21 protein-coding genes are annotated in these 22011 nt (G+C 67.6%); 10 read left to right on the forward strand and 11 right to left on the reverse strand.

Features of this window, described 5'->3' with window-relative positions:
• The first annotated feature begins 81 nt into the window (after nt 1-81).
• On the forward strand, nt 82-861 hold the full coding sequence (locus C1927_RS13825) for a ferredoxin--NADP reductase (RefSeq protein ID WP_049434844.1): 780 nt from the start codon (nt 82-84) through the stop codon (nt 859-861).
• 40 nt (nt 862-901) lie between these two features.
• On the opposite strand, the gene C1927_RS13830 is transcribed toward C1927_RS13825, so the two are convergent.
• Nucleotides 902-1381, reverse strand: a complete 480-nt coding sequence (locus tag C1927_RS13830; RefSeq protein WP_079222458.1) for a glutathione peroxidase — start codon at nt 1379-1381, stop codon at nt 902-904.
• 140 nt (nt 1382-1521) lie between these two features.
• On the opposite strand from C1927_RS13830, the gene C1927_RS13835 reads away from it, so the two are divergent.
• Entirely contained in the window at nt 1522-3690 is a 2169-nt protein-coding gene (locus C1927_RS13835; protein WP_108747017.1) for a M3 family metallopeptidase, read from the forward strand.
• 113 nt (nt 3691-3803) lie between these two features.
• Here the strand turns inward: C1927_RS13835 and cfa are convergent, their stop codons facing one another.
• The 3 genes from cfa to C1927_RS13850 all read right to left on the reverse strand — a co-directional run bounded on the left by cfa (nt 3804) and on the right by C1927_RS13850 (nt 6157).
• Nucleotides 3804-4919: a cyclopropane fatty acyl phospholipid synthase gene (cfa, locus tag C1927_RS13840; RefSeq protein ID WP_079222460.1), complete on the reverse strand. Its 1116-nt coding sequence runs from the start codon at nt 4917-4919 to the stop codon at nt 3804-3806.
• A 17-nt stretch (nt 4920-4936) separates the two neighbouring features.
• Nucleotides 4937-5791: a DUF3298 and DUF4163 domain-containing protein gene (locus tag C1927_RS13845; protein WP_174208689.1), complete on the reverse strand. Its 855-nt coding sequence runs from the start codon at nt 5789-5791 to the stop codon at nt 4937-4939.
• Between the two features lie 63 nt (nt 5792-5854).
• Nucleotides 5855-6157 (reverse strand): GNAT family N-acetyltransferase, encoded by a 303-nt coding sequence (locus C1927_RS13850; RefSeq protein ID WP_079222461.1) that lies wholly within the window; start codon nt 6155-6157, stop codon nt 5855-5857.
• A 210-nt stretch (nt 6158-6367) separates the two neighbouring features.
• Here C1927_RS13850 and C1927_RS21530 point away from each other — a divergent pair, with 210 nt between their 5' ends.
• Nucleotides 6368-6532 carry a hypothetical protein gene (locus C1927_RS21530; RefSeq protein WP_174208690.1) on the forward strand — a complete coding sequence of 55 codons (165 nt, stop codon included), beginning with the start codon at nt 6368-6370 and terminating at the stop codon, nt 6530-6532.
• A gap of 43 nt (nt 6533-6575) precedes the next feature.
• On the opposite strand, the gene C1927_RS13855 is transcribed toward C1927_RS21530, so the two are convergent.
• The gene (locus tag C1927_RS13855; RefSeq protein ID WP_108747018.1) at nt 6576-7199 is read right to left on the reverse strand and encodes a rhomboid family intramembrane serine protease; all 624 of its coding nucleotides are present in this window, start codon (nt 7197-7199) and stop codon (nt 6576-6578) included.
• Between the two features lie 12 nt (nt 7200-7211).
• A complete protein-coding gene (locus C1927_RS13860; protein WP_079222463.1) occupies nt 7212-8777 on the reverse strand; it encodes an oligopeptide:H+ symporter in 1566 nt (521 codons plus the stop codon).
• Nucleotides 8778-8938: 161 nt separating this feature from the next.
• On the opposite strand from C1927_RS13860, the gene C1927_RS13865 reads away from it, so the two are divergent.
• The gene (locus C1927_RS13865) at nt 8939-9790 is read left to right on the forward strand and encodes an endonuclease/exonuclease/phosphatase family protein (protein ID WP_108747019.1); all 852 of its coding nucleotides are present in this window, start codon (nt 8939-8941) and stop codon (nt 9788-9790) included.
• Nucleotides 9791-9931: 141 nt separating this feature from the next.
• Here the strand turns inward: C1927_RS13865 and C1927_RS13870 are convergent, their stop codons facing one another.
• A complete protein-coding gene (locus tag C1927_RS13870) occupies nt 9932-10543 on the reverse strand; it encodes a superoxide dismutase (RefSeq protein ID WP_079222465.1) in 612 nt (203 codons plus the stop codon).
• Nucleotides 10544-10765: 222 nt separating this feature from the next.
• Here C1927_RS13870 and C1927_RS13875 point away from each other — a divergent pair, with 222 nt between their 5' ends.
• Together C1927_RS13875 and C1927_RS13880 are read left to right on the forward strand one after the other, a co-directional pair.
• Entirely contained in the window at nt 10766-11227 is a 462-nt protein-coding gene (locus tag C1927_RS13875) for a ribonuclease domain-containing protein (RefSeq protein WP_079222466.1), read from the forward strand.
• Entirely contained in the window at nt 11224-11637 is a 414-nt protein-coding gene (locus tag C1927_RS13880; protein WP_079222467.1) for a barstar family protein, read from the forward strand. Before C1927_RS13875 ends, C1927_RS13880 begins: the two co-directional genes overlap by 4 nt.
• A 61-nt stretch (nt 11638-11698) precedes the next feature.
• Here the strand turns inward: C1927_RS13880 and C1927_RS13885 are convergent, their stop codons facing one another.
• Together C1927_RS13885 and C1927_RS13890 are read right to left on the reverse strand one after the other, a co-directional pair.
• On the reverse strand, nt 11699-13462 hold the full coding sequence (locus tag C1927_RS13885; protein ID WP_108747020.1) for a hypothetical protein: 1764 nt from the start codon (nt 13460-13462) through the stop codon (nt 11699-11701).
• 10 nt (nt 13463-13472) lie between these two features.
• Nucleotides 13473-14072: an NfuA family Fe-S biogenesis protein gene (locus C1927_RS13890; protein ID WP_108747021.1), complete on the reverse strand. Its 600-nt coding sequence runs from the start codon at nt 14070-14072 to the stop codon at nt 13473-13475.
• A 90-nt stretch (nt 14073-14162) separates the two neighbouring features.
• Here C1927_RS13890 and C1927_RS13895 point away from each other — a divergent pair, with 90 nt between their 5' ends.
• From C1927_RS13895 to zupT, 3 genes are all read left to right on the forward strand, one after another.
• Nucleotides 14163-14513 (forward strand): 4a-hydroxytetrahydrobiopterin dehydratase, encoded by a 351-nt coding sequence (locus C1927_RS13895; protein ID WP_079222470.1) that lies wholly within the window; start codon nt 14163-14165, stop codon nt 14511-14513.
• Entirely contained in the window at nt 14510-14926 is a 417-nt protein-coding gene (locus C1927_RS13900; protein ID WP_079222471.1) for an energy transducer TonB, read from the forward strand. Before C1927_RS13895 ends, C1927_RS13900 begins: the two co-directional genes overlap by 4 nt.
• A 97-nt stretch (nt 14927-15023) precedes the next feature.
• A complete protein-coding gene (gene zupT, locus C1927_RS13905) occupies nt 15024-15833 on the forward strand; it encodes a zinc transporter ZupT (protein WP_079222472.1) in 810 nt (269 codons plus the stop codon).
• A gap of 98 nt (nt 15834-15931) precedes the next feature.
• On the opposite strand, the gene C1927_RS13910 is transcribed toward zupT, so the two are convergent.
• On the reverse strand, nt 15932-16906 hold the full coding sequence (locus tag C1927_RS13910) for an RluA family pseudouridine synthase (protein WP_079222473.1): 975 nt from the start codon (nt 16904-16906) through the stop codon (nt 15932-15934).
• A 407-nt stretch (nt 16907-17313) separates the two neighbouring features.
• Between C1927_RS13910 and C1927_RS13915 the strand changes: the two genes are divergently transcribed.
• On the forward strand, nt 17314-20631 hold the full coding sequence (locus C1927_RS13915; protein WP_108747022.1) for an Rne/Rng family ribonuclease: 3318 nt from the start codon (nt 17314-17316) through the stop codon (nt 20629-20631).
• A 487-nt stretch (nt 20632-21118) separates the two neighbouring features.
• On the opposite strand, the gene C1927_RS13920 is transcribed toward C1927_RS13915, so the two are convergent.
• The gene (locus C1927_RS13920; protein WP_108747023.1) at nt 21119-22009 is read right to left on the reverse strand and encodes an endonuclease/exonuclease/phosphatase family protein; all 891 of its coding nucleotides are present in this window, start codon (nt 22007-22009) and stop codon (nt 21119-21121) included.
• Nucleotides 22010-22011: the final 2 nt, after the last annotated feature.

Genomic DNA, 22011 nt, shown 5'->3' on the forward strand with positions numbered 1-22011 from the left:
CGCCTCTCGTTCCGGATAATGAGAACCCCTCTCATTTGAGGTAGAATGGCGGGGACGAATCCATTGCCTGAATGTGCCCCCATGTCTTCCGCTTTCGGCGCCGAAACGGTGCTTGAGGTCCGCCACTGGACCGATGCCTACTTCAGCTTCACCCTCACCCGCGACAGCGGTTTCCGTTTCGAGAACGGCCAGTTCGTGATGATCGGCCTGGAAACCGAGGCGCGGCCGCTGCTGCGCGCGTATTCCATCGCCAGCGCCAACTGGGAAGAGCACCTGGAGTTCTTCAGCATCAAGGTGCAGGACGGCCCGCTGACCTCGCGCCTGCAGCACATCAAGCCGGGTGACAAGGTGCTGGTCGGCAAGAAGCCCACCGGCACCCTGCTGATCAGCGACCTGCACCCGGGCAAGAACCTGTACCTGCTGGGTACCGGCACCGGCATGGCACCGTGGCTGTCGGTCATCAAGGACCCGGAAACCTACGAGCGCTTCGAGAAGGTGATCCTCTGCCACGGCGTGCGCTACGAAAAGGACCTGGCCTACCGCGATTACTTCGAGAAGGAACTGCGCGAGCACGAGTTCCTCGGCGAGATGATCGGCGACAAGCTGCTGTACTACCCGGCCGTCACCCGCGAGCCGTTCGCCAACCAGGGCCGCCTCACCCAGCTGATGGAAAGCGGCGAGATGCAGCGCACCCTCGGCCTGCCCGAACTGAGCCCGGAAAACGACCGCGCGATGATCTGCGGCAGCCCGCAGATGCTGGCCGACCTGCGCACCGTGCTCGATGCGCGTGGCTTCCAGGTGTCGCCGCGCATCGGCCAGCCGGGCCACTACGTGTTCGAACGCGCCTTCGTCGAAAAGTAAGCCGCCGCGGTAGCGCCGGGCCATGCCCGGCGGATGACGGTCAGAGCAGCGCTTCGATCGCGCTGCGCAGCTGCTCCGGTGCGGTGGTCGGTGCATAGCGCGCCACCACCTGCCCCTGCCGGTCGAGCAGGAACTTGCTGAAATTCCACTTGATGCGGGCGATGCCAAGCAGGCCACGCTTCTCGTGCGACAGCCACGTCCACAGCGGGTCGGCACCCTCGCCGTTGACCTCGATCTTCTGCGACAGCGGGAAGCTGACCGGATAGTCCAGCGAACAGAACTGGCGGATCTGCGCCGCGTCACCCGGCTCCTGCCCGCCAAACTGGTTGCAGGGGAAGCCGATCACCATCAGGCCACGATCGCGGTATGCCTGCCACAGCTGCTCCAGGCCGGTGTACTGCGGGGTGAAGCCGCAGCGGCTGGCGACGTTGACCAGCAGCATCGGGCGGCCCTGGTACTGCGCCAGCGCCTGCGCCTGGCCGTCCAGGTCCACGAAACCGAAGTCGAAGGCGTTGGGCATGGCATGCGGTCCGGGTGGGGTGTCCCATGGTAATCGCAGGCCGTGCCGGTTGGCGCTGCCGGGCATGCCTTTTGACACAAGTGGCGCCCGCCCCGGGCGGGTTACCCTCGGGCACTTGTTTGCCTTACCGGAGTACCGCCTTGACCACCCGCCTTGCCCTTGCCGTGGCCATGACCCTCGGCCTTGCCCTGCCCGCCTATTCGGCCAGCGCCGCCACCCCGGCCGCTGCTGCCAACGCCCAGCAGGCCAACCCGTTCTTCGCCGAAAGCCCGCTGCCGCTGCACTTCCCGCAGTTCGACAAGATCAAGGACAGCGACTTCGCCCCGGCCTTCGACGCCGGCATGGCGCAGCAGCTGAAGGAAGTGGAGGCAATCGCCAACACCAAGGCCAAGCCGACCTTCGACAACACCATCATCGCCCTGGAAAAGAGCGGCGACGTGCTGGACCGCGCGACCACCGTGTTCTTCAGCCTGGTCGGCGCCGACACCAACGATGCGCGCAAGAAGCTGCAGGCCGACTACTCGGCGAAGTTCGCCGCGCACAGCGATGCGATCGCGCTGAACGGCAAGCTGTTCGCCCGCATCCAGGCGCTGTATGACACCCGCAACCAGCTGGGCCTGGACGCCGAAGGCGTGCGCCTGGTCGAGAAGTACTACGACAACTACGTGCGCGCCGGCGCCAAGCTGTCCGAGGCCGACAAGGCCACGCTGAAGGGCATGAACGCCGAGCTGGCCAACCTTGGCACGAAGTTCAGCCAGAACGTGCAGTCGGAAGTGAACGCTTCGGCGATCACCGTCGACGACGTCAAGCAGCTCGACGGCCTGTCCCAGGAACAGATCGCCGCCGCCGCCGAGGCCGCCAAGGCCCGTGGCCTGGACGGCAAGTACGTGATCACCCTGCTCAACACCACCGGCCAGCCGCCGCTGACCAACCTGGCCAACCGCGCGCTGCGCCAGAAGATCTACGAAGCCTCGATCACCCGCGGCAGCCGCGGCGGTGAGTTCGACAACACCGCACTGGTCTCGCGCATCATGCAGCTGCGTGCCGACAAGGCCAAGCTGATGGGCTTTGCGAACTTCGCCGCCTACAACCTGACCAACCAGACCGCCAAGACCCCCGAAGCGGTCAACGCGATGCTGGGCAAGCTGGCCCCGGCCGCCGTGGCCAACGCCAAGCGCGAAGCCGCCGACCTGCAGGCGATGATCGACAAGGAACAGAAGGCCGCCGGCAAGAAGACCTTCGCCCTCGAGCCGTGGGACTGGGCGTTCTACAGCGAGAAGGTGCGCCAGGCCAAGTACAACTTCGACGAATCCCAGCTCAAGCCGTACTTCGAAATGAAGAACGTGCTGGAGAACGGCGTGTTCTTCGCCGCCAACCAGGAATTCGGCCTGACCTTCAAGCAGCGTAACGACCTGCCGGTCTACCACGACGACGTCACCGTCTATGACGTGTTCGATGCCGACGGCAGCCAGCTGGCGATCTTCATCTTCGACCCGTACGCGCGTGCATCCAAGCGCGGTGGCGCCTGGATGAACTCCTACGTCTCGCAGTCCAAGCTGACCGGCTTCAAGCCGGTGGTCGCCAACCACCTGAACATCCCCAAGCCGCCGGCCGGCCAGCCGACCCTGCTGACCTGGGATGAGGTGAGCACCACCTTCCACGAGTTCGGCCACGCCCTGCACGGCATGTTCTCCAACGTGAAGTACCCGTACTTCTCGGGCACCGCCGTGCCGCGCGACTTCGTCGAGTTCCCCTCGCAGGTCAACGAAATGTGGGCCGACAACCCGGCCATCCTGAAGAACTACGCCAAGCACTACCAGAACGGCTCGGCGATGCCGCAGGCGCTGCTGGACAAGGTGCTGGCCGCGGCCAAGTTCAACCAGGGCTTCGCCACCACCGAGTACCTGGGTGCAGCGATGCTGGACCAGAACTGGCACCAGCTGGCAGCCGACAAGGTGCCGGCGGCCAAGGACGTGATGGCCTTCGAGCGCGCCGCGCTGGAGAAGGACGGCATCTACTACGCGCCGGTTCCGCCGCGCTACCGGACCCCGTACTTCAGCCACATCATGGGCGGCTACTCGGCCGGCTACTACGCCTACATCTGGTCGGAAGTGCTGGACGCGAACACCCAGAAGTGGTTCAAGGACAACGGTGGCCTGAGCCGCAAGAACGGCGACCACTTCCGCGCCACCCTGCTGTCCAAGGGCGGCAGCGTGGATGCCATGCAGCTGTTCCGCGATTTCGCCGGCCACGAGCCGCAGATCGAACCGCTGCTGGAAAAGCGTGGCCTGACCGGCGCCGGCAACTGATCGCCCGCGCAGTCGCATGAAACGAAAACCGCCCGGGAGACCGGGCGGTTTTTTTCCATCCGCCGGGGTCGGATCCCTTTCCAACGGAAAGGGCTCTGACCCCGACGATGAACTCAACGCGGCGCCACGTACCCGCCGCGCACGCCTTCCGGCGACAGCACCAGCTGCCACAGCTGCGCATGCCGGCAGCGGAAGGTGGCCATCGACCCGGCCAGGTAGAACCGCCACATGCGGCGGAAATGCTCGTCGTAGCGCGCATCCAGCTGCGGCCACGCCGCTTCCACGTTGCGCCGCCAGGCCTGCAGGGTCAGGTCGTAGTCGGTGCCGAAGTTGTGCCAGTCCTCCAGCACGAAGCGCCCCTCGAAGGCCCGGGTGATCTGCACCGCCGAAGGCAGCATCGAATTGGGAAAAATGTAGCGGGCGATCCATGGGTCGGTGCGGTGCCGCGACACATTCGTGCCGATGCTGTGCAACAGCAGCAACCCACGGGGTGACAGGCAGCGCCGGGCCACCTCGAAAAAGCTGTCGTAGTTCTTGTCACCCACGTGCTCGAACATGCCGATGGAAAACACCGCATCGAACGGCTCGTCCAGTTCGCGGTAATCCTGCAGGCGGATCTCGATCGGCAGGCCAGCGCACAGCTCGCGCGCGTAGGCCGCCTGCTCCTGCGAAATGGTCACGCCCACGCCACTGACACCATGGCGCTCGGCGGCAAACTTCAATGCCTCGCCCCAGCCACAGCCGATGTCGAGCACGCGCTGGCCCGGCCGCAGGCCCAGCTTGCGGCAGACCAGGTCGAGCTTGGCCTCCTGCGCGGCATCCAGGTCGGCGGCATTGCGCCAGTAGCCACAGCTGTAGACCATGCGCCTGCCCAGCATGGCCCGGTACAGGTCGTTGCCAAGGTCGTAATGGCGGCGGCCGACTTCATAGCTGCCCTGCCCGGCCTGCAGGTTGAACAGCCGCGCCTTCAGTGCATCGGCCACCTCGCGCCAGCCATGCACGCGTTCGTCCAGGTGCGCCATCATCAGGTGGACCAGGAAATCATCCAGGACGTTGGCATCCCACCAACCGTCCATGTAGCTCTCGCCCAGCCCGAGCGAGCCGTGGCCCATGACCCGCGCGAAGAAGCGCGGGTCATGAACCTGGATATCCTGTGGCTGGGTGCCGCCGATGCGGACCCCGGCTTCCTGGAGCAGGTCGGCAACCCGCTCCTGCAACCCTGTATCCACGCGTCCTCCGTCTGCGGTTACCCGCGTGCGAACAGCGCCACGTAATCCTTGGCCACGTGCGGCAGCAGCACTGCGGCCGGCACATCGGCCGTCTGCGTGCCGTCCGAATACGGGCCCACCTGGTAGGGCGGGAACACGAAACGCAGCGCCGTGATCTGGCCCTTGTCGTCGGTCAGCGGCTGGAACTGGCTGAAGTTCTCGGCCTGCGGGCCGGTGCCCTCGGCAATCATCCGCGAGGCGTTGCGCAGCGATTCCTGCAGGTCCGCCGGCTCCATGTCCTCACCGCTGAGGCGGGTGGCCACGCGCTCGCGCAGCTGGTCGGCAACGAAATCGCTGATCGCCTTCCAGCCCTTGTCATCGGCCACCAGCGTGCTGGCGCTCAGCATCTGCTGCTGCTGCGGCAGCCATACGAAGCGCGCCACCAGCGGCTCGCCGTGGGCGCCACCGGTATAGCGGCTGCCATCGGCACTGACCACCACCAGCTGCGGGGTCTCCAGCACCTTCTCGAAGCTCAGCGACAGCTCGTAGGGCATGGTCGGCTTGTCGTTGCCCAGGCCGTCCAGCGCCTGCTGCAGATCGCCGCGGGCGGAGGTGGCGTATTCCTGCAGCGCGCGCGCCAGGCCCGGGTAGCGGTCGATGCCGGCCGGGTAGCTGATGCCGACGACTTCGCGTTCGTTGTTCTCCACCACATCGCGCAGATCCAGCGGTGCTTCAGCAGCAGGCGTGGGCTCGGTCGCGGTGGCTTCTGCCGCCGGCGCCGCCTCGGGGGCCGGAGCTGCCTCTTCGCCACGCTGGCAACCGGCCAGCAGCAGCACGCCCATTGCGCCGGCCAGCGCGCTCGCACGCAGTGGCCGGTTGTTTCCAGTCTTCATCGGGATCCCCTGTTCATGTTCGTACATCATCGCCTGCGATGGCTGAAGCGTGGCCCGCTGCATTCAGCCTACCAGCAGGTCGTGAAACTCCTCGTGGCGCTGCAGGAAGGCCTCGGCGTAGGCGCAGGCCGGCACCACCTTGTACTTGTGCTCGCGGGCGAAGCGCAGCGCGACGCGGGTCAGCTCACCGGCGATGCCGCGGCCGGCGATCGGCTCGGGCACCTCGGTATGGGTGATGACCATGCGCCTGCGCTTGATCTGGTAGTCCAGCAGCGCCCGCTGTCCACGCACATGGGCGATGAAACGGTGGTTGGCCTGGTCGTGCTCGACCTCGTAGGCCAGACCGGGGGGCGTGACCGAAGCCATGGGACTGTCTCCTGCGACGACTGCGCGCATGGTGCGCAGCGGGGCGCCATGACCGCGTGAAGCCTGAACAGGGGCAGGTCTGGACGGTTTGCGTCATATCCCGCCCTCAAGCTGCAGCAATGGCGGCCGCTATCCCCTCTGGAGGGATACGGCCCGATTGGCACGCCCCTTGCGAATGTTGCCCCTGTGTCATGCCTTTGGAGGCCCGCCATGCACCCCAGCGATTCCCACACCGACACCGACCACGCCCTGCTGGAGGGCCTGCTGCAGCTGGCAGTGGAAGGTCAGACCGACGACCAGGATTTCCAGCGGATCGGCGAGGAAGTGTTCTCGCGCCTGCTCGACACCTACGGCCAGCAGACCCGGGCGGCCTGAGCCGCCACGCGGGCCGGATCCTGATGGATCCGACCCGTGCCCCTCAGCGGCCGAACCCGAAGGTCGGGTTCGACAGCTGGGCCAGGAAGTGGCTGAAGATGGCCGGCTGCATGGCCAGCATGAAGATCACGCCAAAGGCGGCACCGGCCAGGTGCGCGCTGTGGTTGATGCGGTCACCGCCACGCTTGTCCATCCAGATGCTGTAGCCGACGTAGAACACGGCATAGATGATGGCCGGCGCCGGAATGAAGAACACCAGGATGATCGTCCACGGGCTGAGCAGGATGAAGGCGAACAGCACCGCCGACACCGCCCCCGATGCACCCAGGCTCAGGTAGTTCGGGTTCTTCTGGTTCTTCAGGTAGCTGGGCAGGATCGAGACCAGCAGCGCGCCCAGGTAGAACGCCGGGTAGGTCAGCCAGCTGCCGGTCAACGCCAGCATCACCCTCTCGATCTGCCCGCCGAAGAAGAACAGCGTGATCATGTTGAAGATCAGGTGCGACCAGTCGGCGTGGATGAAGCCGTAGGTGATCAGGCGGTCGTACTGGCGGTGGCGATCCACCGCCGGCGGCCACAGGATCAGGCGGTCGGCCAGCTTGCGGTTGTTGAACGCCATCCACGACAGGACGGCGGTGATGGCGATCAGCAGCAGATTGACGGGGGTCATGTCAGCTCAGGCTCAGGCAGTGCGGTAGTTGTCGACCATACGATAGCGTTTTGCATACCAACCGAAGGCCAACGCCGCAACGAACGCGAACCCGGCGAAGAAGAACATCAGGAACGCCGCCTCGCTGAGGCCGGTCCCGGCGATCTTCTCGGTCACCGTGTGGTTGCGCACCGCCGCATTGGACAGCAGCACCCACAGGTTGCCGATGGTGGTGGTCAGGTTCCAGAAGCTCATCACCACGCCCTTCATGGCCTGCGGCGCCTGGCTGTAGGCGAACTCCAGGCCGGTGGCCGAGACCAGCACCTCGCCAAAGGTCAGCAGCGCATACGGCAGCATCTGCCAGAAGATGGACATGGCGTTGCCGCCGTCCATCACCACCTGGATGCCGCCCACCACGATCCAGGCCAGGCCGCTGAAGGCGATGCCTGCGGTCATCCGGCGCAGCGCGGTCGGCTCGAAGCCGAAGCGGCGCAGGGCCGGGTACAGCACCAGGTTGTTGAACGGGATCAGGATCATCACCAGCAGCGGGTTCAGTGCCTGCATCTGCGAGGCGGTGAACCAGCTCGGCATCTGCATCTGCTGGCCCTGCAGCACCCAGGTCGAGGCCTTCTGGTCGAACAGCGAGAAGAACGGCGTGGTCAGCGCGAAGATGACCAGCACGCGCAGCACCGAGCGCACGCCTTCCACCGCCTCGGCCGGGTGCTGGGCACGGGCGCGGTCCAGCTGCATCCAGGTGCCGCCGCCGATGCCGGCCAGGATCAGCACCAGCGCGATGCACAGGCAGATGACGATGCCCAGGCTGCCGACCAGCCCCAGCGAGGCCACGGCCAGGACCACGCCGGCCACGGCGATGGCCAGGCCCGGACGGCCCTGACCAGCCACGTGCGTGGTCAGCGCGGTGCGCACCACGTTGGCGAACGAATGCGGGTCCTTCGGCGGCAGCGGCACCAGCACGTAGCGCTTGCGGCCCAGCCAGAACACGAAGGTGGCGATGAACATCAGGATGCCCGGGATGCCGAACGCCCACTGCGGGCCCCAGTTCTTCAGCACCAGCGGGATCAGCAGCGAGGCGAACAGCGAGCCGAAGTTGATGATCCAGTAGAAGGCATCGAAGACGAACTTGGCCAGGTGCTTGTTGCTCTGGTCGAACTGGTCACCCATGAACGAGGCCACCAGCGGCTTGATGCCACCGGCGCCCAGCGCGATCAGGCCCAGGCCGAGGAAGAAGCCCTCGCGGCTGTTCTCGAACAGCGCAAGGCAGAGGTGGCCGGCGCAGTAGACCAGGCTGAACCAGAGGATGGTGTGGTACTTGCCGAAGAACCTGTCGGCCAGCCAGCCACCGAGCAGCGGGAAGAAGTACACGCCGATCATGAAGCTGTGCATGATGTCCTTGGCTTCACCGGCGCGGCCTTCTGCAGTGATTTCCTGCAGCAGCAGCGAGGTGATCAGGAACTGCACCAGGATGTTGCGCATCCCGTAGAAGCTGAACCGTTCGCAGGCCTCGTTGCCGATGATGTAGGGGATCTGGCGCGGCATCTTTCCCTGGCCGGCGATGGGGGCGACTGCGTCGTGGCTCATCCTGTAAGGCATTCCTGCAAAGCGAAAGGCGCAAGTTTACGGAAGGCGTGCTTGCGAAGCACGCTGCAGGGCTGCATGACAGCGCCGCCGATCCATGGCAGGCCGCCGCGACCCTGCCGGAAGTCACGGCACATGCACGGCAAAAGCGTAAACTTATCGTTATGCGCCGCCTTCCCCCTGCCCGCCTCCTGCTCGGTTGCTTCGTGCTTCTGCTGGCCGTGCCCGCGTGGGCGCGACCACAGGCCACGCCGCTGGCCGGCGGTGCGGGCGACGAGGGCCGCCAGCTGACTGTGGCCGCACTGGAACTGCCCAGCCGCGATGACGCGCTGTGGAAGCAGCGCCGCGAGCAGGTGCTGCAGCTGCTGGCCGAACTGCAGCCGGATGTGATCTCGGTGCAGCAGGTACTGCAGCAGCAGGGCCGCAACCCCGCCTGCTGGCTGGCCAGCCGGCTGCGCTACAGCTGCGATTTCGTCACCGCCGACCCGCCCAGCCAGCCCCTGCGCCATGGCAACGCCATGCTGACCCGCCTGCCGGTGAGCGAGGACGGGGTAACCCTGCTGCATCCGCCGGGCACCTTCAGTGCGGCCGGCATGATGCGCGTGCGGCTGGGCGATGCCCAGCTCAACGTCTACGTGGCCCGCCTGCGCCCGGACCCGGACGAGGCCACGGCGCGCCAGCACCAGACCAGTGACCTGATGACCTGGATCGGCGCCACCGCCGAGGGCATGCCGAGCCTGATCGCCGGTGATTTCGCTGCCGGCACCAGCGAACTGGTACGCAGCACGCCCGGCTTCCAGCCGGCCCGGCGCAACCCCGGCGGCAAGCCGGAAGCACCGGCCGCCAGCGGCGGCGGCGCCAGCGGCCACGGCCTGGACGTGCTGTTCCAGGTCAAGCATTTCGGCGGCATCCGCCAGCAACCGATCCTGCTGCCCGCCGACGGCGACCTGCCCGGCCTGCGGCTGGGGGTGATGGCCACGCTGCGGCTGCAGGGCGTGCCGGCTGCAACCGAATGAACGCACCGCTGCGCTCGCCGGGCGTGGCCCGGCGCTCCCCCCGTTTCAGGTAGCGCCGGGCCATGCCCGGCGGATGCGGTCGCACGAAAACAAAAAGGCCGGGGTTTCCCCCGGCCTCTTCGTTTCATGCCATTACGGCAATCAGGCGATCGCTTCCTGGTAACGGCGCTCGACTTCGTTCCAGTCGATGACGTTGAAGAACGCGCCGATGTATTCCGGACGACGGTTCTGGTACTTCAGGTAGTACGCGTGTTCCCACACGTCCAGGCCCAGGATCGGCGTGTTGCCTTCCATCAGCGGGCTGTCCTGGTTGCCGGTGCTTTCCACCACGACCTTCTTGTCCGGGGTCACGCTCAGCCAGGCCCAGCCGCTGCCGAAGCGGGTCAGTGCGGCCTTGGTGAAGGCGTCCTTGAACTTGTCGAAACCGCCCAGGTCCTTGTCGATGGCCTTGGCCACGTCGCCGACCGGGTTGCCGCCAGCGTTGGGAGCCATCACGGTCCAGAACAGCGAGTGGTTGGCGTGGCCACCACCGTTGTTGCGCACCGGACCCTGCAGGTTCTCCGGCAGCGACTTCAGCTTCTTCACCAGCTCTTCGACCGGCAGGTCAGCGTACTCGGTGCCTTCCAGCGCCGCGTTGACGTTGTTGATGTAGGTCTGGTGATGCTTGGTGTGATGGATTTCCATCGTTGCCGCATCGATGTTCGGTTCCAGCGCGTCGTAGGCGTAGGACAGCTTGGGCAGGGTGTAGGCCATGATGCATCTCCTGATAGCGAGGGCACCCGACGGCGTCGTCGGGCGGTGCGCGTTGAATGATGGGGACAGACCGCCAGATTACCAAGGGGGATGTAAAGGAAATTGCGTCCTGCAGGTGATTGCACTGGCAATTGTTACGCAACGGTGACGCATCGGCCGATCCTCATGCACGGTGCAGCGCGCAGGCGCTACAGTGCACGCATTCCCTTCGCCCGCCCGCCCATGCGCAACCCCCGGCTGTTGATCACCGCCATCGCCCTGCTGCTGCTCGGCCTGGTCGCCAACCATTTCCTGCAGCGGCCACCGGCACCGCAGTTCGCACCGGACCTGCAGGGCGCAGCCAACCGCAGCGCACCGGCTGTGCATGGCAGCGGCGGCGACCGCAACGACGGCCTGCCCGGCTTCCTGCCGGCCGAGGCGCGCCAGACCATCGCTCTCATCCAGCGCGGCGGGCCCTACCCGCACCGCCAGGACGGCACCACCTTCGGCAACCGCGAGCAGCGGCTGCCGCAGCGGCCGCGCGGCTACTACCGCGAGTACACGGTCGACACCCCCGGTGCCTCCAACCGCGGCGCGCGCCGCATCATCACCGGCGGCGATCCGCCGCAGGCGTGGTACTACACCGACGATCACTACGATTCGTTCCGCAGCTTCACCGTACCGGCCCCGGGAGAACGCCCATGAGCCACGACGATTTCGGCCTCGGCCTGCATGACATCAACAACGCCGGCGTCTACGCCATCGACACCGGCGACATCAGCGACCTGGCTGCGGCCATGCGCGATGCTTCGCTGAAGGTGATCCGCATCGACCTGCACGGCGTGGCCGACAAGCGCACCCTGCTGGCGCGGCTGGCCGCACAGCTCGATTTCCCGGCTGGCTTCGGCGGCAACTGGGATGCGCTGGCCGACAACCTGCGCGACCTGCAGTGGCTGCCCGCACCGGGCTATGCACTGTTCCTGGCCGACGTGGATGCGCTGCGCGCAGGCGCGGCGAAGGATTTCGACACGCTGCTGGATGTGATGGATGAGGCCAGCCGCGACTGGGTCGGGCGTGACGTGCCGTTCTGGGTGTTCCTCTCGCAGAGCGAGTGAGCGGTAGCGCCGGGCCACGTCCGGCGAGCGCGCAGCGCGGCATGCGGCGTACAGTCCGCCGTTACCGGCTGCCGTTATCTTCCTGCAGCTCTTTCTTGAACGGGATGTCCGGTGGCGGCCTTGCCACCGCCGGCTGGTCCTGCATGTTCGGGTCGGTCAGGCCGCAGCCACCACCGGCCTGCAGGATCGAAATCACGCAGGAGATCTTCGTGCTGGTACCCGGCAACGGGATCTCCATCGCCTTGACGCCCTTGCGCACCCATTCGGCCAGCAGCGATTCCTGCGGCACCCAGTACTTGTCGAACGAGGTGGGCGTGTAGTCGTACGGCGGCCGCTTCAGCCATCGGCCCGACTCGGCGATGCGCTCCTTGGTCCAGCCATCGTTGGCCCCACCCGGGGCACCACGCTCGGCCTCACCCTTGCCTTCCCCGCCCGGCACCTTCACGCTGCCATCGGCATTGAACAGCCCCTGCCCCGCACCCTGCGTGCTGGCCTGCGCTGCACCGCTGCGCGCGCCGTCACGGTTGCGGTCCGAGGCACCCCAATCGTCGCCCTTTGCCGGCGTTGCCCAGTTGCCCGGGTCCGGCGCAGGACGCGCACCGGCCTGCGCGGGGGTCGCCGAACTGGCGGCCGGTCGCGCCGATGCCGTACTGGATTGGCGGGCCGCACTGCCGGCCGGGGCCGGGGCCGGTGCAGTGCTGGCGCCAGTGGAAGGCGACGGCGCAGCGACCGGCGCGTTGGCCACGCTGCGTTCGCGCACCTGCACCTCACGACCGGTCGGCGCACGCACGCTGGGTTCGCGGCCAGGCACGGCCGCCATGCGCACCTGCGGGTCGACCACCGCCTGCACTTCGCGCTCGCGCACCTGCACCTCGCGCTGCTGCGGCAGGCGTACCTGCACGTCGGCGCTGCGCACCGGCTGCGGCGCCACCGGAGCTTCCAGCGTGGCGACCTCATGCTCCTGCACCTGCACCTCGCGGACCGCCGGGGCAGGCACGGCCAGCGGCACCTGCCGCACCTGCATCGGTACAGCTGGCGCCTGCACGGTCTGCACGCTGCGCTCGCGCACGGCGGGCGTGGTGTCACGCGGCACGATGTTCACTTCGGTGCGCGGCACGCTGACCGGTGGCACCACGAAATCGGTGGTGGCCTCGGCCACTTCGGTGGCCTGCACCGGTGTCGGCGGGGGCGAAGCCTGCGGCGCGGGTTCGCTCTGCACCGGCGGTGGCGGGGTCACCGCGGCGCTGGCGGCCACGGCCGGGGCGGCGGCGGCAGGCGCGGCCGGCTGCGGACGTGGCGCACTGGCCTCGCCCGCCGGCTGGCCACTGGCCACCGCACCGGCTTCGGCAGCGGCCGCCGCCTCGGCGCCGGGCTGGTCGCCGCCGCCTTCCTGCGCACCACGGCCGACAAATTCAATCTGCACGCGCTCGCCTTCGGCACCGGCGTCCTCCGGTGCGGTGGTGCGGATCACTGCCACCCACAGCAGCAACAGGAAGAACAGCAGGTGCAGCAGCGCACTGGCGACGGCCGAGGTCCAGCGCATCCAGCGCTGGTCGCGCGGGGCCGGCTCCCAGTCCTGCCACAGCAGGCGCCGCGCGGCGCCCCATGGGCCCAGCGCCGGCAGCACCCCGGGACGACCGGGCAGCGGTCGTGGCAGCAGCACCGCGATTACATCGCCGGCGTGGAACGGCCGCGCGATCGGCTTCAGCGAGCGCAGCCAGATCGCCCAGCCATACGGCAGGCGCGTGCGTTTTTCGAGGATGAGGGGGTGCTGCTGGCGTGCCAGCAGCAGATCGATGAGTTGCTCGGCTCTGGGCAGAGGCACGCGTTGGCGATCAGGCGGCGTTGCCGCGGGGGATGTACGGCGCGTGGCCGCTGTCATGGTCGGTCGCATCGCGCACGGCGGTGACGCCCGGCACGCGGCCCATCAGGGTCTTCTCGATGCCCTGCTTGAGCGTCACGTCGGCCATGCCACAGCCCTGGCAGCCGCCGCCGAAGCGCAGCAGCACCACGCCATCGGCCGAGACTTCCTGCACCGCGACCTTGCCGCCATGCGACGCCAGCTGCGGGTTGACTTCGTTTTCCACGACCCAGTGCACGCGCTCGACCAGCGAGGCGGCTTCACCGGGCGCTTCGCCCTTGATGCGCGGGGCCTTGATGGTCAGCTGCTGGCTGCCGGCGTTGCCCGGGACGATGTCGATCTCGGCACCGTCGAGCCAGCCCACGCTGAGTGCGTCGACGTAGAGGGTGAAGCCATCGCAGTCCACGGCCCACTCGTCACCGAGCAGGTCGCTGGGTTCGGCGAACTCCAGGCGGGCGTCTGCGCGCGGGGTGCCGGGGTCGACGGCGCTCAGGCGCACGCCCATGCCGGGCACGCCCTCGCGTTCGATCAGCTTGCGGAAGTGGGTCTGGGCAGTGTCGGAGATCTGGATCATCAGGCTATTCTAGCCAAGTCAGCGTCGGTCGCTCATACGGTTTATACACCGCCCGGCGCATTGTTCAGTCAACACGAGGTGGAGGAACCCATGTCCGACCTGATTCCGCTGGCGCAGGCGCGTTGCGTGCCGCGCAAGGGCAGCGATCACAAGCTGGGCGAGGCCCGCCTGGCCGAACTGCTGCCGCAGGTGCCGGGCTGGGAACTGGCCGAGGCCGGCCAGGCGCTGGTGCGCACGTTCCGCTTCAAGGATTACTACGCCACCATGGCCTTCGTGAACGCGCTGGCCTGGATCGCCCACCACGAGGACCACCACCCGGACCTGGGCGTGCATTACGACCGCGCCGTCGTGCGCTACTCCACCCATGACGTGGGCGGGCTGAGCGAAAACGACTTCATCTGCGCAGCCAAGACCTCGGCCCTGACGGAGCACGTGAAATGAATGTTCGACTGCTGAGCCTGTCCCTGCTCGCCGCCACCGGCCTGGCCGGCTGTGGTTCGTCCGAGCCGCCGGCGCCGCCGGCCGCCCCGCCCACCGAGGTGGCGGCAGTGAAAACCCCGCCGCCGCAGTACCCCATGGAACTGGCCTGCACCGGCGTGGGCGGCACCAGCACCTTCAAGGTCACCATCGGCACCGATGGCCGTCCCAGCGAGGTCCTGCTGCTGACCGGTGCCGGCAACGCGCAGCTGGACGACCTCGCCAGGACGGCCGTGCAGGCCTGGGAGTTCAAGGCCGCCACCCGCAACGGCCAGGCCGTGCCCGCCACCATCCAGGTGCCGGTCAGCTTCAACCCGCCGCAGCCGAAGCCGGACCAGTGCTTCGCCATCGAAGAGCGGATGCGCCGCGGCGGCTGAAAGCCGGCGTAGCGACGAGGCCAGCCGACGCCCGCCTCGCCCCCGCCGCCCCGGCCCGCCCGGGGCGGTTGCTGAATGACCAGGAACGCGTCGGTAAATGCTGCAGATCTCCCCGGAAAACTTCTGGATCGCGCTTGCGGTCACCCTTGCTGCCGGCCTGGCGACAGCCATCGGCAGTCTGCTGGTGCTGTTCTCGCGTCGGCCCAGCCCCCGCCTGCTGGCGTTCGGCCTGGCCTTTGCCGGCGGCGCGATGGTGTATGTCTCGCTGTCGGAAATCCTGAACAAGTCCATCGCATCGTTCGCACTGGCCTATGGCGAGCGCAGCGGTTTCACCTACGGCACCATCGCCTTCCTGCTGGGCGTGCTGGCCATCGTGGCGATCGATCACCTGATCCCGAACCCGCACGAGACGCTGGATTCTAAGGAACCGGCGTTCCTCGACAACAACAAGGCCTACATCAAGCGCGTCGGCCTGCTGACCGCCGTGGCGATCACCGCGCACAACTTTCCCGAGGGCCTGGCGACCTTCTTCGCGACCGTGGAAAGCCCGTCAGTGGGCATGCCGCTGGCCTTCGCCATCGCCATCCACAACATTCCCGAGGGCATCGCGATCGCGGTGCCGGTGTACTTCGCCACACAGAGCAAGCTGCATGCCTTCCTGGCCAGCCTGCTGTCGGGCCTGGCCGAGCCGGTGGGCGCGGTGCTCGGCTATTTCCTGCTGAAGGGCTCGCTCTCGCACGCCACGTTCGGCTGGGTGTTCGGGCTGATTGCCGGCGTAATGGTGTTCCTGGCGCTGGATGAGCTGCTGCCTGCAGCCAAGCGCTATGCCAAGGGCCACGAGACGGTGTACGGACTGGTGGCGGGCATGGGCACGCTGGCGATCAGCCTGGTGTTGTTCAAATGGTGATCGGTCCCGAAAGGCGCATCCACGCGTGGCGTGGATCCACCAACCCCAGGTAGCGCCAGGCCATGCCTGGCGGCAATGACCGGCGCCCGGCGCCATCGTCAGCGCAGGCGATCCAGCGCTTCGACCAGCTCATCGGCCAGCGGCGCGTTCAGCACGTACGGGGTCTTGCCCGCGTCCAGCGCAAACTCCAGCGAGGCCGCGTGCAGGAACAGGCGCTTCAGCCCGATCTGCTCACGAAGCCGCTTGTTGACTGCCGGATCGCCGTATTTGTCGTCACCGGCCACCGGATGACCCAGATGCTGGGCATGCACGCGGATCTGGTGGGTACGGCCCGTTTCGATGCGCACTTCGCAGTACGAATGGCCGCCCTTGCGCTCAAGCACACGGAAGTGGCTGATCGATTCCTTGCCGATCGCGTTGACCTGGACGTGGCGCTCGCCACCCTGGCGCAGGCCCACGTGCAGCGGCGCGTCGACCGTCATCACGCCGTCGGGCATGCGGCCAGCCAGCAGGGTCAGGTAGCGCTTGCGGATGCCGGCGCCGTGGTCTTCACGCAGCAGTGCCTGCAGCTCGCTCAACGCTGAACGCTTCTTGGCCACGATCAGCAGGCCGGAGGTGTCGCGATCCAACCGGTGGACCAGCTCCAGGGTCTGCCCCGGGCGCAGGGCGCGCAGGGTCTCGATGGCGCCGAAGCTGATGCCGCTGCCGCCATGGCTGGCCACGCCGGTCGGCTTGTTCAGGGCCAGCAGGCGCGCATCCTCGAAGACAATGGCCTGCTCCAGGCGGCGCATGAAGGACTCGGGCGGACCGGCCTTGTCTCCCTCTTCAGTGAGACGAACCGGCGGCACACGCACCTCGTCGCCGGCCTCCAGCTTGCGTTCGGCCTTGGCGCGGCCACCGTTCACGCGGACCTGGCCGCTGCGCACCAGTTTGTAGACCAGGCTGCGCGGAGCACCCTTGAGCTGGCCCAGCAGGAAATTGTCCAGGCGCTGCCCGGCACGGTCCTCGGGAACGGTGATCATGCGCACGGAAGGCTTGTCGCCGGCTGGCTTGGTGGGGTCTGAGGCAGTCATCTGGCTGTTTATTCTGTTACACTCGGGGGGCGAGATAAGGGATTGATTTTGTTGGAAGTTACTCAGGGCCAGAAGCCCGGCTTCCGACGAATCCGGCACAGTGCGCGACCACCGCCCGCGGGGCGGCCATGTTAGCGGCTCACCGGCCTTCCCGGCCATCGCCGGATGCCTGACACGCAACCGTGCTGAACATGTCCCGCGCGGCGCTCCAGCCTGGCTGACAGCTGCCGCCGGCCCTGCAACACCCCAAAACCAGAAAAGTGAAGCGCTCCCGCGGCCTGCCGTGGTGTCGTAGCGCTGGAAACCCAAGCCGCCCTCCCCGCGCATGCGCGAATGGGCGGCGAACCGTGTCCAGAGGCGAAACCCCATGGCGTTCCGCGCGGTAGCCGCTTGCGAGGAACGCAACAATGAAGCGAATGCTGATCAACGCCACGCAGGCTGAAGAGCTGCGTGTTGCCATCGTCGATGGCCAGTCGTTGTATGACATCGATATCGAGCAGCCGGCGAAGGAACAGAAGAAGTCCAACATCTACAAGGGCCGGATCTTCCGCATCGAGCCCTCGCTGGAAGCGGCCTTCGTCGAATACGGTGGTGGCCGCCATGGCTTCCTGCCGCTGAAGGAAATTTCCCGCGACTACTTCCAGGCCGGTGTCGACCACAACAAGGCCGGCATCCGCGAGCTGCTGAAGGAAGGCCAGGAAATCGTCGTCCAGGTGGACAAGGAAGAGCGTGGCAACAAGGGCGCCGCCCTGACCACGTTCATCTCGCTGGCCGGCCGTTACATGGTGCTGATGCCGAACTCGCCGAGCGCGGGCGGTGTCTCCCGTCGCATCGAAGGCGAAGACCGGGCTGCCCTGAAGGACGCCTTGGACAAGCTGAACATCCCCGACGACATGGGCGTGATCATCCGCACCGCCGGCGTCGGCCGCGATGCCGAAGAACTGCAGTGGGATCTGGACTACCTGCTGAACGTCTGGCGCGCGATCGCCGAAGCGGCCCTGAGCAAGCCGGCACCGTTCCTGATCTACCAGGAATCGCGCCTGATCGTGCGCGCCCTGCGTGACTACCTGCGCGCCGACATCGGCGAGATCCTGGTGGACACCGAGGAGATGTACGAGCACGCCCGCGAGTTCATGCAGCAGGTGATGCCGCAGACCCTGCGCAAGCTCAAGCATTACAAGGACGACATCCCGCTGTTCAACCGCTTCCAGATCGAATCGCAGATCGAAGGCGCCTACGAGCGCAACGTGCGCCTGCCGTCGGGCGGCTCGATCGTGGTCGACCAGACCGAAGCGCTGACCGCCGTCGACGTCAACTCCTCGCGCGCCACCAAGGGCAGCGACATCGAGGACACCGCCTTCCAGACCAACCTGGAAGCGGCCGAGGAAGTGGCCCGCCAGCTGCGCCTGCGCGACCTGGGCGGCCTGGTGGTCATCGATTTCATCGACATGGCCTCCAACAAGCACCAGCGTGAGGTCGAGAACCGCCTGACCAACGCGCTGAAGTACGACCGCGCGCGCGTCCAGGTCGGCCGCATCTCGCGCTTCGGCCTGCTGGAAATGAGCCGCCAACGCCTGCGCCCGAGCCTGGGTGAATCCAGCCAGATCGTCTGCCCGCGCTGCGACGGCCACGGCCGCATGCGCAGCGTCGAGTCGCTGTCGCTGTCGATCATCCGCGTCGCCGAAGAGCATGCGATGAAGGAGAACACCGGGCAGGTGCTGGTCCAGGCCCCGGTGGAGATCGCCAATTACCTGCTGAACGAGAAGCGCAGCGCCCTGCGCGAGATCGAGAAGCGCCACGAGGCGCCGATCGTGATCGTCGCCGACGAGCAGCTGCACACCCCGCATTACACCGTGACCCGCCTGCGCGAGAACGAGCTGGGTGAAGAGAGCAACAAGCCGAGCTACCAGCGTGGCACCCCGCGCAAGCTGCCGGTGCACGCGCTGACCAAGGGCCAGCTGAACATCCCGCCGCCGGCGGTGACCCAGGTCAAGCACACCGCACCGGCCCCGGTGCGTGCCGAAGCCGAACCGGTGGCTGCTCCTGCACCGGCACCGGTCGCCGCAGCCCCGGCACCGGCCGCCAGTGGCGGCGTGGTCGGTTGGCTGAAGCGCATCTTCGGTGGCGAGCCGGCTCCGGCCCCCGCTCCGGCTCCGGCAGCCCGCCAGCCGCAGCAGGATGGCGGCCGCAAGGACCGCAACAAGGATCGCAACAAGGACCGCAAGGACCGTCGCGACGACAGCCGTGGCAATGGCGGCAACGCCAATGCGCAGCAGCAGAAGGACGGCGGCAACCGCAAGGACCGCGGTGAGCAGCGCAAGGACGGCCGCCAGGGCGGCAACAATAACGGCAACGCCCAGCAGCAGCCGCAGCAGGGCAAGCAGAAGGACGCCCAGCAGAAGGATGGCCAGCCGCAGCCGCAGCAGCAGAAGCCGCCGCGCAACGAGCAGCAGGGCCAGAACCCGCAGCAGCAGCCGAAGCTGAAGCAGCCCAAGCAGCCGCGCCCGCAGCAGGACGGCGACAAGCCGGCCGAGAAGCCGCAGCGCACCGCCGCCGAAGCACCGGTCGATACCGCAACGGCAGCGGCCGCTGTAGCCGCCACCGCCGTCGCCGCCAATGCGGTGACCGCGCAGGAAGGCACTGCGCCCGCCGCACCGGTCGCACCGGTCGCACCGGCCGCACCGGCCGCCGAAGTGCTGGTGGCTGATGCCGCACCGGTCGCCGATGCCGCCGCCAACGCAGGCGCTGACGCCGACGCGACGGCCGTGTCCGGCGAAGACGCAGCAACCGACGCCTCGGGCGAGCAGGCAGGCGAAGGCGCGACCCGCCGCCGTCGTGGCCGTCGCGGTGGCCGTCGTCGTCGTCGCGGTGGCGCCGAGAATGCCGCCGGTACCGATGCCCTGGGCGATGACCAGGACGACGGTGACGAAAGCGATGACAACGACAACGACAGCACCGAACAGGTCGCCGACCACGCTGCGCAGGCCACCCCGGTCGCTGCCGCGCAGGCGACCCGTTCGCAGCCGGAATTCGATTTCGATGACGACGTCGAGCCGGTGGCCGTGGAAGCCGGGAAGCCGGCCCGTGCGCCGGTGGCTGTTGCCGCTGCCGCCCCGGTGGTTGCCGTGAGCAGCGCCGTGGTCGACGCGGTGGCCCCGCAGGATGCTGCCGCCCAGGAATCTGCCGCCAAGGCCGAGCCGAAGCCGCAGCCGGTGCAGACCAGCATGCTGGACGAGATCGACGCCGCAACCCCGGCCCAGCCGGCAGCGCCGGTAGCCGTGGTGGCCGAGGCCAAGCCGGTTGTCGAGGAGGCCGCTGTGGTGGCCGCGCCGGCACCGGTGGTCGTCGAAGCTGCTCCGGTGGTTGAAGTGGCTCCGGTCGTCGAAGCCAAGCCGGTGATTGCTGAAACCGCCCCGGTGGTTGAAGCCGCACCGGTCGTGGCCGAGGTCGCCCCGGTCGTTGAAGCCGCTCCGGTGGTTGAAGCGGAGCCGGTCGTCGAGGCCGCCCCGGCGGTCGAAACCGCACCGGTCGTCGAGCAGCCGGCCGCGCCGGTGGCTGTCGAAGCCGCGCCGGTTGAAGCTGCCGCACCGGTGGCCGAAGCCGTGGTGACGCCGTCCATCGACCCGGTGGCCGACGGCCATGCCGATTCGGCCAGCCAGGCTGCCGATGCCCAGGCATCGGACGAAGACGAAGAAGCCGCCAAGCGCACGCCGCCGGCGAACTGATCGTTCTTTGATCGCTTGAAACGAAACGGCGGGGATCGATGATCCCCGCCGTTTTTGTTTGTGCGTCCGGCACTGCATGGGTGGATGCCAACCGTGGTTGGCGCCGTTGATTCAACGCATGCCGGCCCTGCCGGAGCACGGGCACCACCCTGGTAGATGCCAACCTTGGTTGGCGCCGTTGATTCAACGCGCGCGGACACGCCCGTGCCAACCGAGGTTGGCACCTACCTGAGCGCCGGAGCACGGGCACCGCCCTGGTAGATGCCAACCTTGGTTGGCGCCGTCGATTCAACGCACGCGGACGCGCCCGTGCCAACCAAGGTTGGCACCTACCAGAGCGCCGTTGATTCAACGCATGCCGACCCTGCCGGAGCACGGGCACCACCCTGGTAGATGCCAACCTTGGTTGGCGCCGTTGATTCAACGCGCGCGGACGCGCCCGTGCCAACCTAGGTTGGCACCTGCCAGAGCATGAAATCCCGCGGCGTCAGCGCGCCGGGGCGAACTGCAGCCGGGTCCAGACGCCGTAATGGTCCGAGGCAAAGCGGCCGCTGTCGTCGGGCTGGTCGAACAGGATCTTCGCTTCGCGCGCGACCATCCGGTCCTGCTGGAAGAAGATGTGGTCGATACGCGAGGGCGCCTGGTAATAGTGGCGGTTCAACGTGCTCACACCGGCCAGGTCGGTATTCACGTGCACGCTGCCATAGCTGTCGCCGTAATGGCTGCGCAGCTCGCTCAGGTCGCCCGCGTCCACCAGCGCGTTGAAATCACCGGCGATCACCACCGGCGCGCCCGCCGAGGTCCCGGTGATGTAGCGCAGCAGGTCTTCCACCTGGCTGCGGCGGATGCCTTGGCCACGCTCGTCGCTGCGTTCGTTCAGATGCGTGGCATAGACGTTCACCGGCTGTCCGTCCACGTCGATGCGCAGATGGGCCACGGTGCGGTAGTCATCCAGCGGCTGCAGCAGGTGCTCGCCATGGGCCAGGATCGGGCGCCGGGTCAGCAGCGCGTTGCCGTAGCGCTTGGGCGCCCCCACCGGATCGGTGGAAACGAACACGTACTTGTAGCCGAGCTGGCTGGCCAGCCACTGCGCCTGGTTGCGCACATTGCGGCGCTGGATCACTTCCTGCAGCGCGATGGCATCGGGTTGCAGGCGCTTGAGCTCGGCCAGGATCGTGCGCCGACGGGTCGGCCAATCCTCGCGGTCGTGGTGCAGGTTGAACGTCACCATGCTCATGCCGGGCGCAGTGGACACCTCGGCCGCGGCCGGCGCGGCCTCTGCCGCCTGCTGCGCCGGTGCCAGCCCCGGCAGGGCCAGTGCGATTGCCAGCCCCAGGCCGCGCAATGCCACGCGCGCCCTCCCCTGCTTCAACGCCATGC

The sequence above is a fragment of the Stenotrophomonas sp. ZAC14D1_NAIMI4_1 genome, assembly GCF_003086775.1.
Taxonomy (GTDB): Bacteria; Pseudomonadota; Gammaproteobacteria; order Xanthomonadales; family Xanthomonadaceae; genus Stenotrophomonas.

What these genes read in the sequence shown, in the direction of transcription:
- C1927_RS13900 (WP_079222471.1), top strand. Translation starts at nt 14,510, where the DNA reads ATGAATGTTCGACTGCTGAGCCTGTCCCTGCTCGCCGCCACCGGCCTG.
- C1927_RS13865 (WP_108747019.1), top strand. Translation starts at nt 8,939, where the DNA reads ATGCGCCGCCTTCCCCCTGCCCGCCTCCTGCTCGGTTGCTTCGTGCTT.
- C1927_RS13870 (WP_079222465.1), bottom strand. Translation starts at nt 10,543, where the DNA reads ATGGCCTACACCCTGCCCAAGCTGTCCTACGCCTACGACGCGCTGGAA.
- C1927_RS21530 (WP_174208690.1), top strand. Translation starts at nt 6,368, where the DNA reads ATGCACCCCAGCGATTCCCACACCGACACCGACCACGCCCTGCTGGAG.
- C1927_RS13855 (WP_108747018.1), bottom strand. Translation starts at nt 7,199, where the DNA reads ATGACCCCCGTCAATCTGCTGCTGATCGCCATCACCGCCGTCCTGTCG.
- C1927_RS13910 (WP_079222473.1), bottom strand. Translation starts at nt 16,906, where the DNA reads ATGACTGCCTCAGACCCCACCAAGCCAGCCGGCGACAAGCCTTCCGTG.
- C1927_RS13830 (WP_079222458.1), bottom strand. Translation starts at nt 1,381, where the DNA reads ATGCCCAACGCCTTCGACTTCGGTTTCGTGGACCTGGACGGCCAGGCG.
- C1927_RS13875 (WP_079222466.1), top strand. Translation starts at nt 10,766, where the DNA reads ATGCGCAACCCCCGGCTGTTGATCACCGCCATCGCCCTGCTGCTGCTC.
- zupT (WP_079222472.1), top strand. Translation starts at nt 15,024, where the DNA reads ATGCTGCAGATCTCCCCGGAAAACTTCTGGATCGCGCTTGCGGTCACC.
- C1927_RS13825 (WP_049434844.1), top strand. Translation starts at nt 82, where the DNA reads ATGTCTTCCGCTTTCGGCGCCGAAACGGTGCTTGAGGTCCGCCACTGG.
- C1927_RS13850 (WP_079222461.1), bottom strand. Translation starts at nt 6,157, where the DNA reads ATGGCTTCGGTCACGCCCCCCGGTCTGGCCTACGAGGTCGAGCACGAC.
- C1927_RS13890 (WP_108747021.1), bottom strand. Translation starts at nt 14,072, where the DNA reads ATGATCCAGATCTCCGACACTGCCCAGACCCACTTCCGCAAGCTGATC.
- C1927_RS13915 (WP_108747022.1), top strand. Translation starts at nt 17,314, where the DNA reads ATGAAGCGAATGCTGATCAACGCCACGCAGGCTGAAGAGCTGCGTGTT.
- C1927_RS13920 (WP_108747023.1), bottom strand. Translation starts at nt 22,009, where the DNA reads ATGGCGTTGAAGCAGGGGAGGGCGCGCGTGGCATTGCGCGGCCTGGGG.
- C1927_RS13880 (WP_079222467.1), top strand. Translation starts at nt 11,224, where the DNA reads ATGAGCCACGACGATTTCGGCCTCGGCCTGCATGACATCAACAACGCC.
- C1927_RS13860 (WP_079222463.1), bottom strand. Translation starts at nt 8,777, where the DNA reads ATGAGCCACGACGCAGTCGCCCCCATCGCCGGCCAGGGAAAGATGCCG.
- C1927_RS13845 (WP_174208689.1), bottom strand. Translation starts at nt 5,791, where the DNA reads ATGAAGACTGGAAACAACCGGCCACTGCGTGCGAGCGCGCTGGCCGGC.
- C1927_RS13895 (WP_079222470.1), top strand. Translation starts at nt 14,163, where the DNA reads ATGTCCGACCTGATTCCGCTGGCGCAGGCGCGTTGCGTGCCGCGCAAG.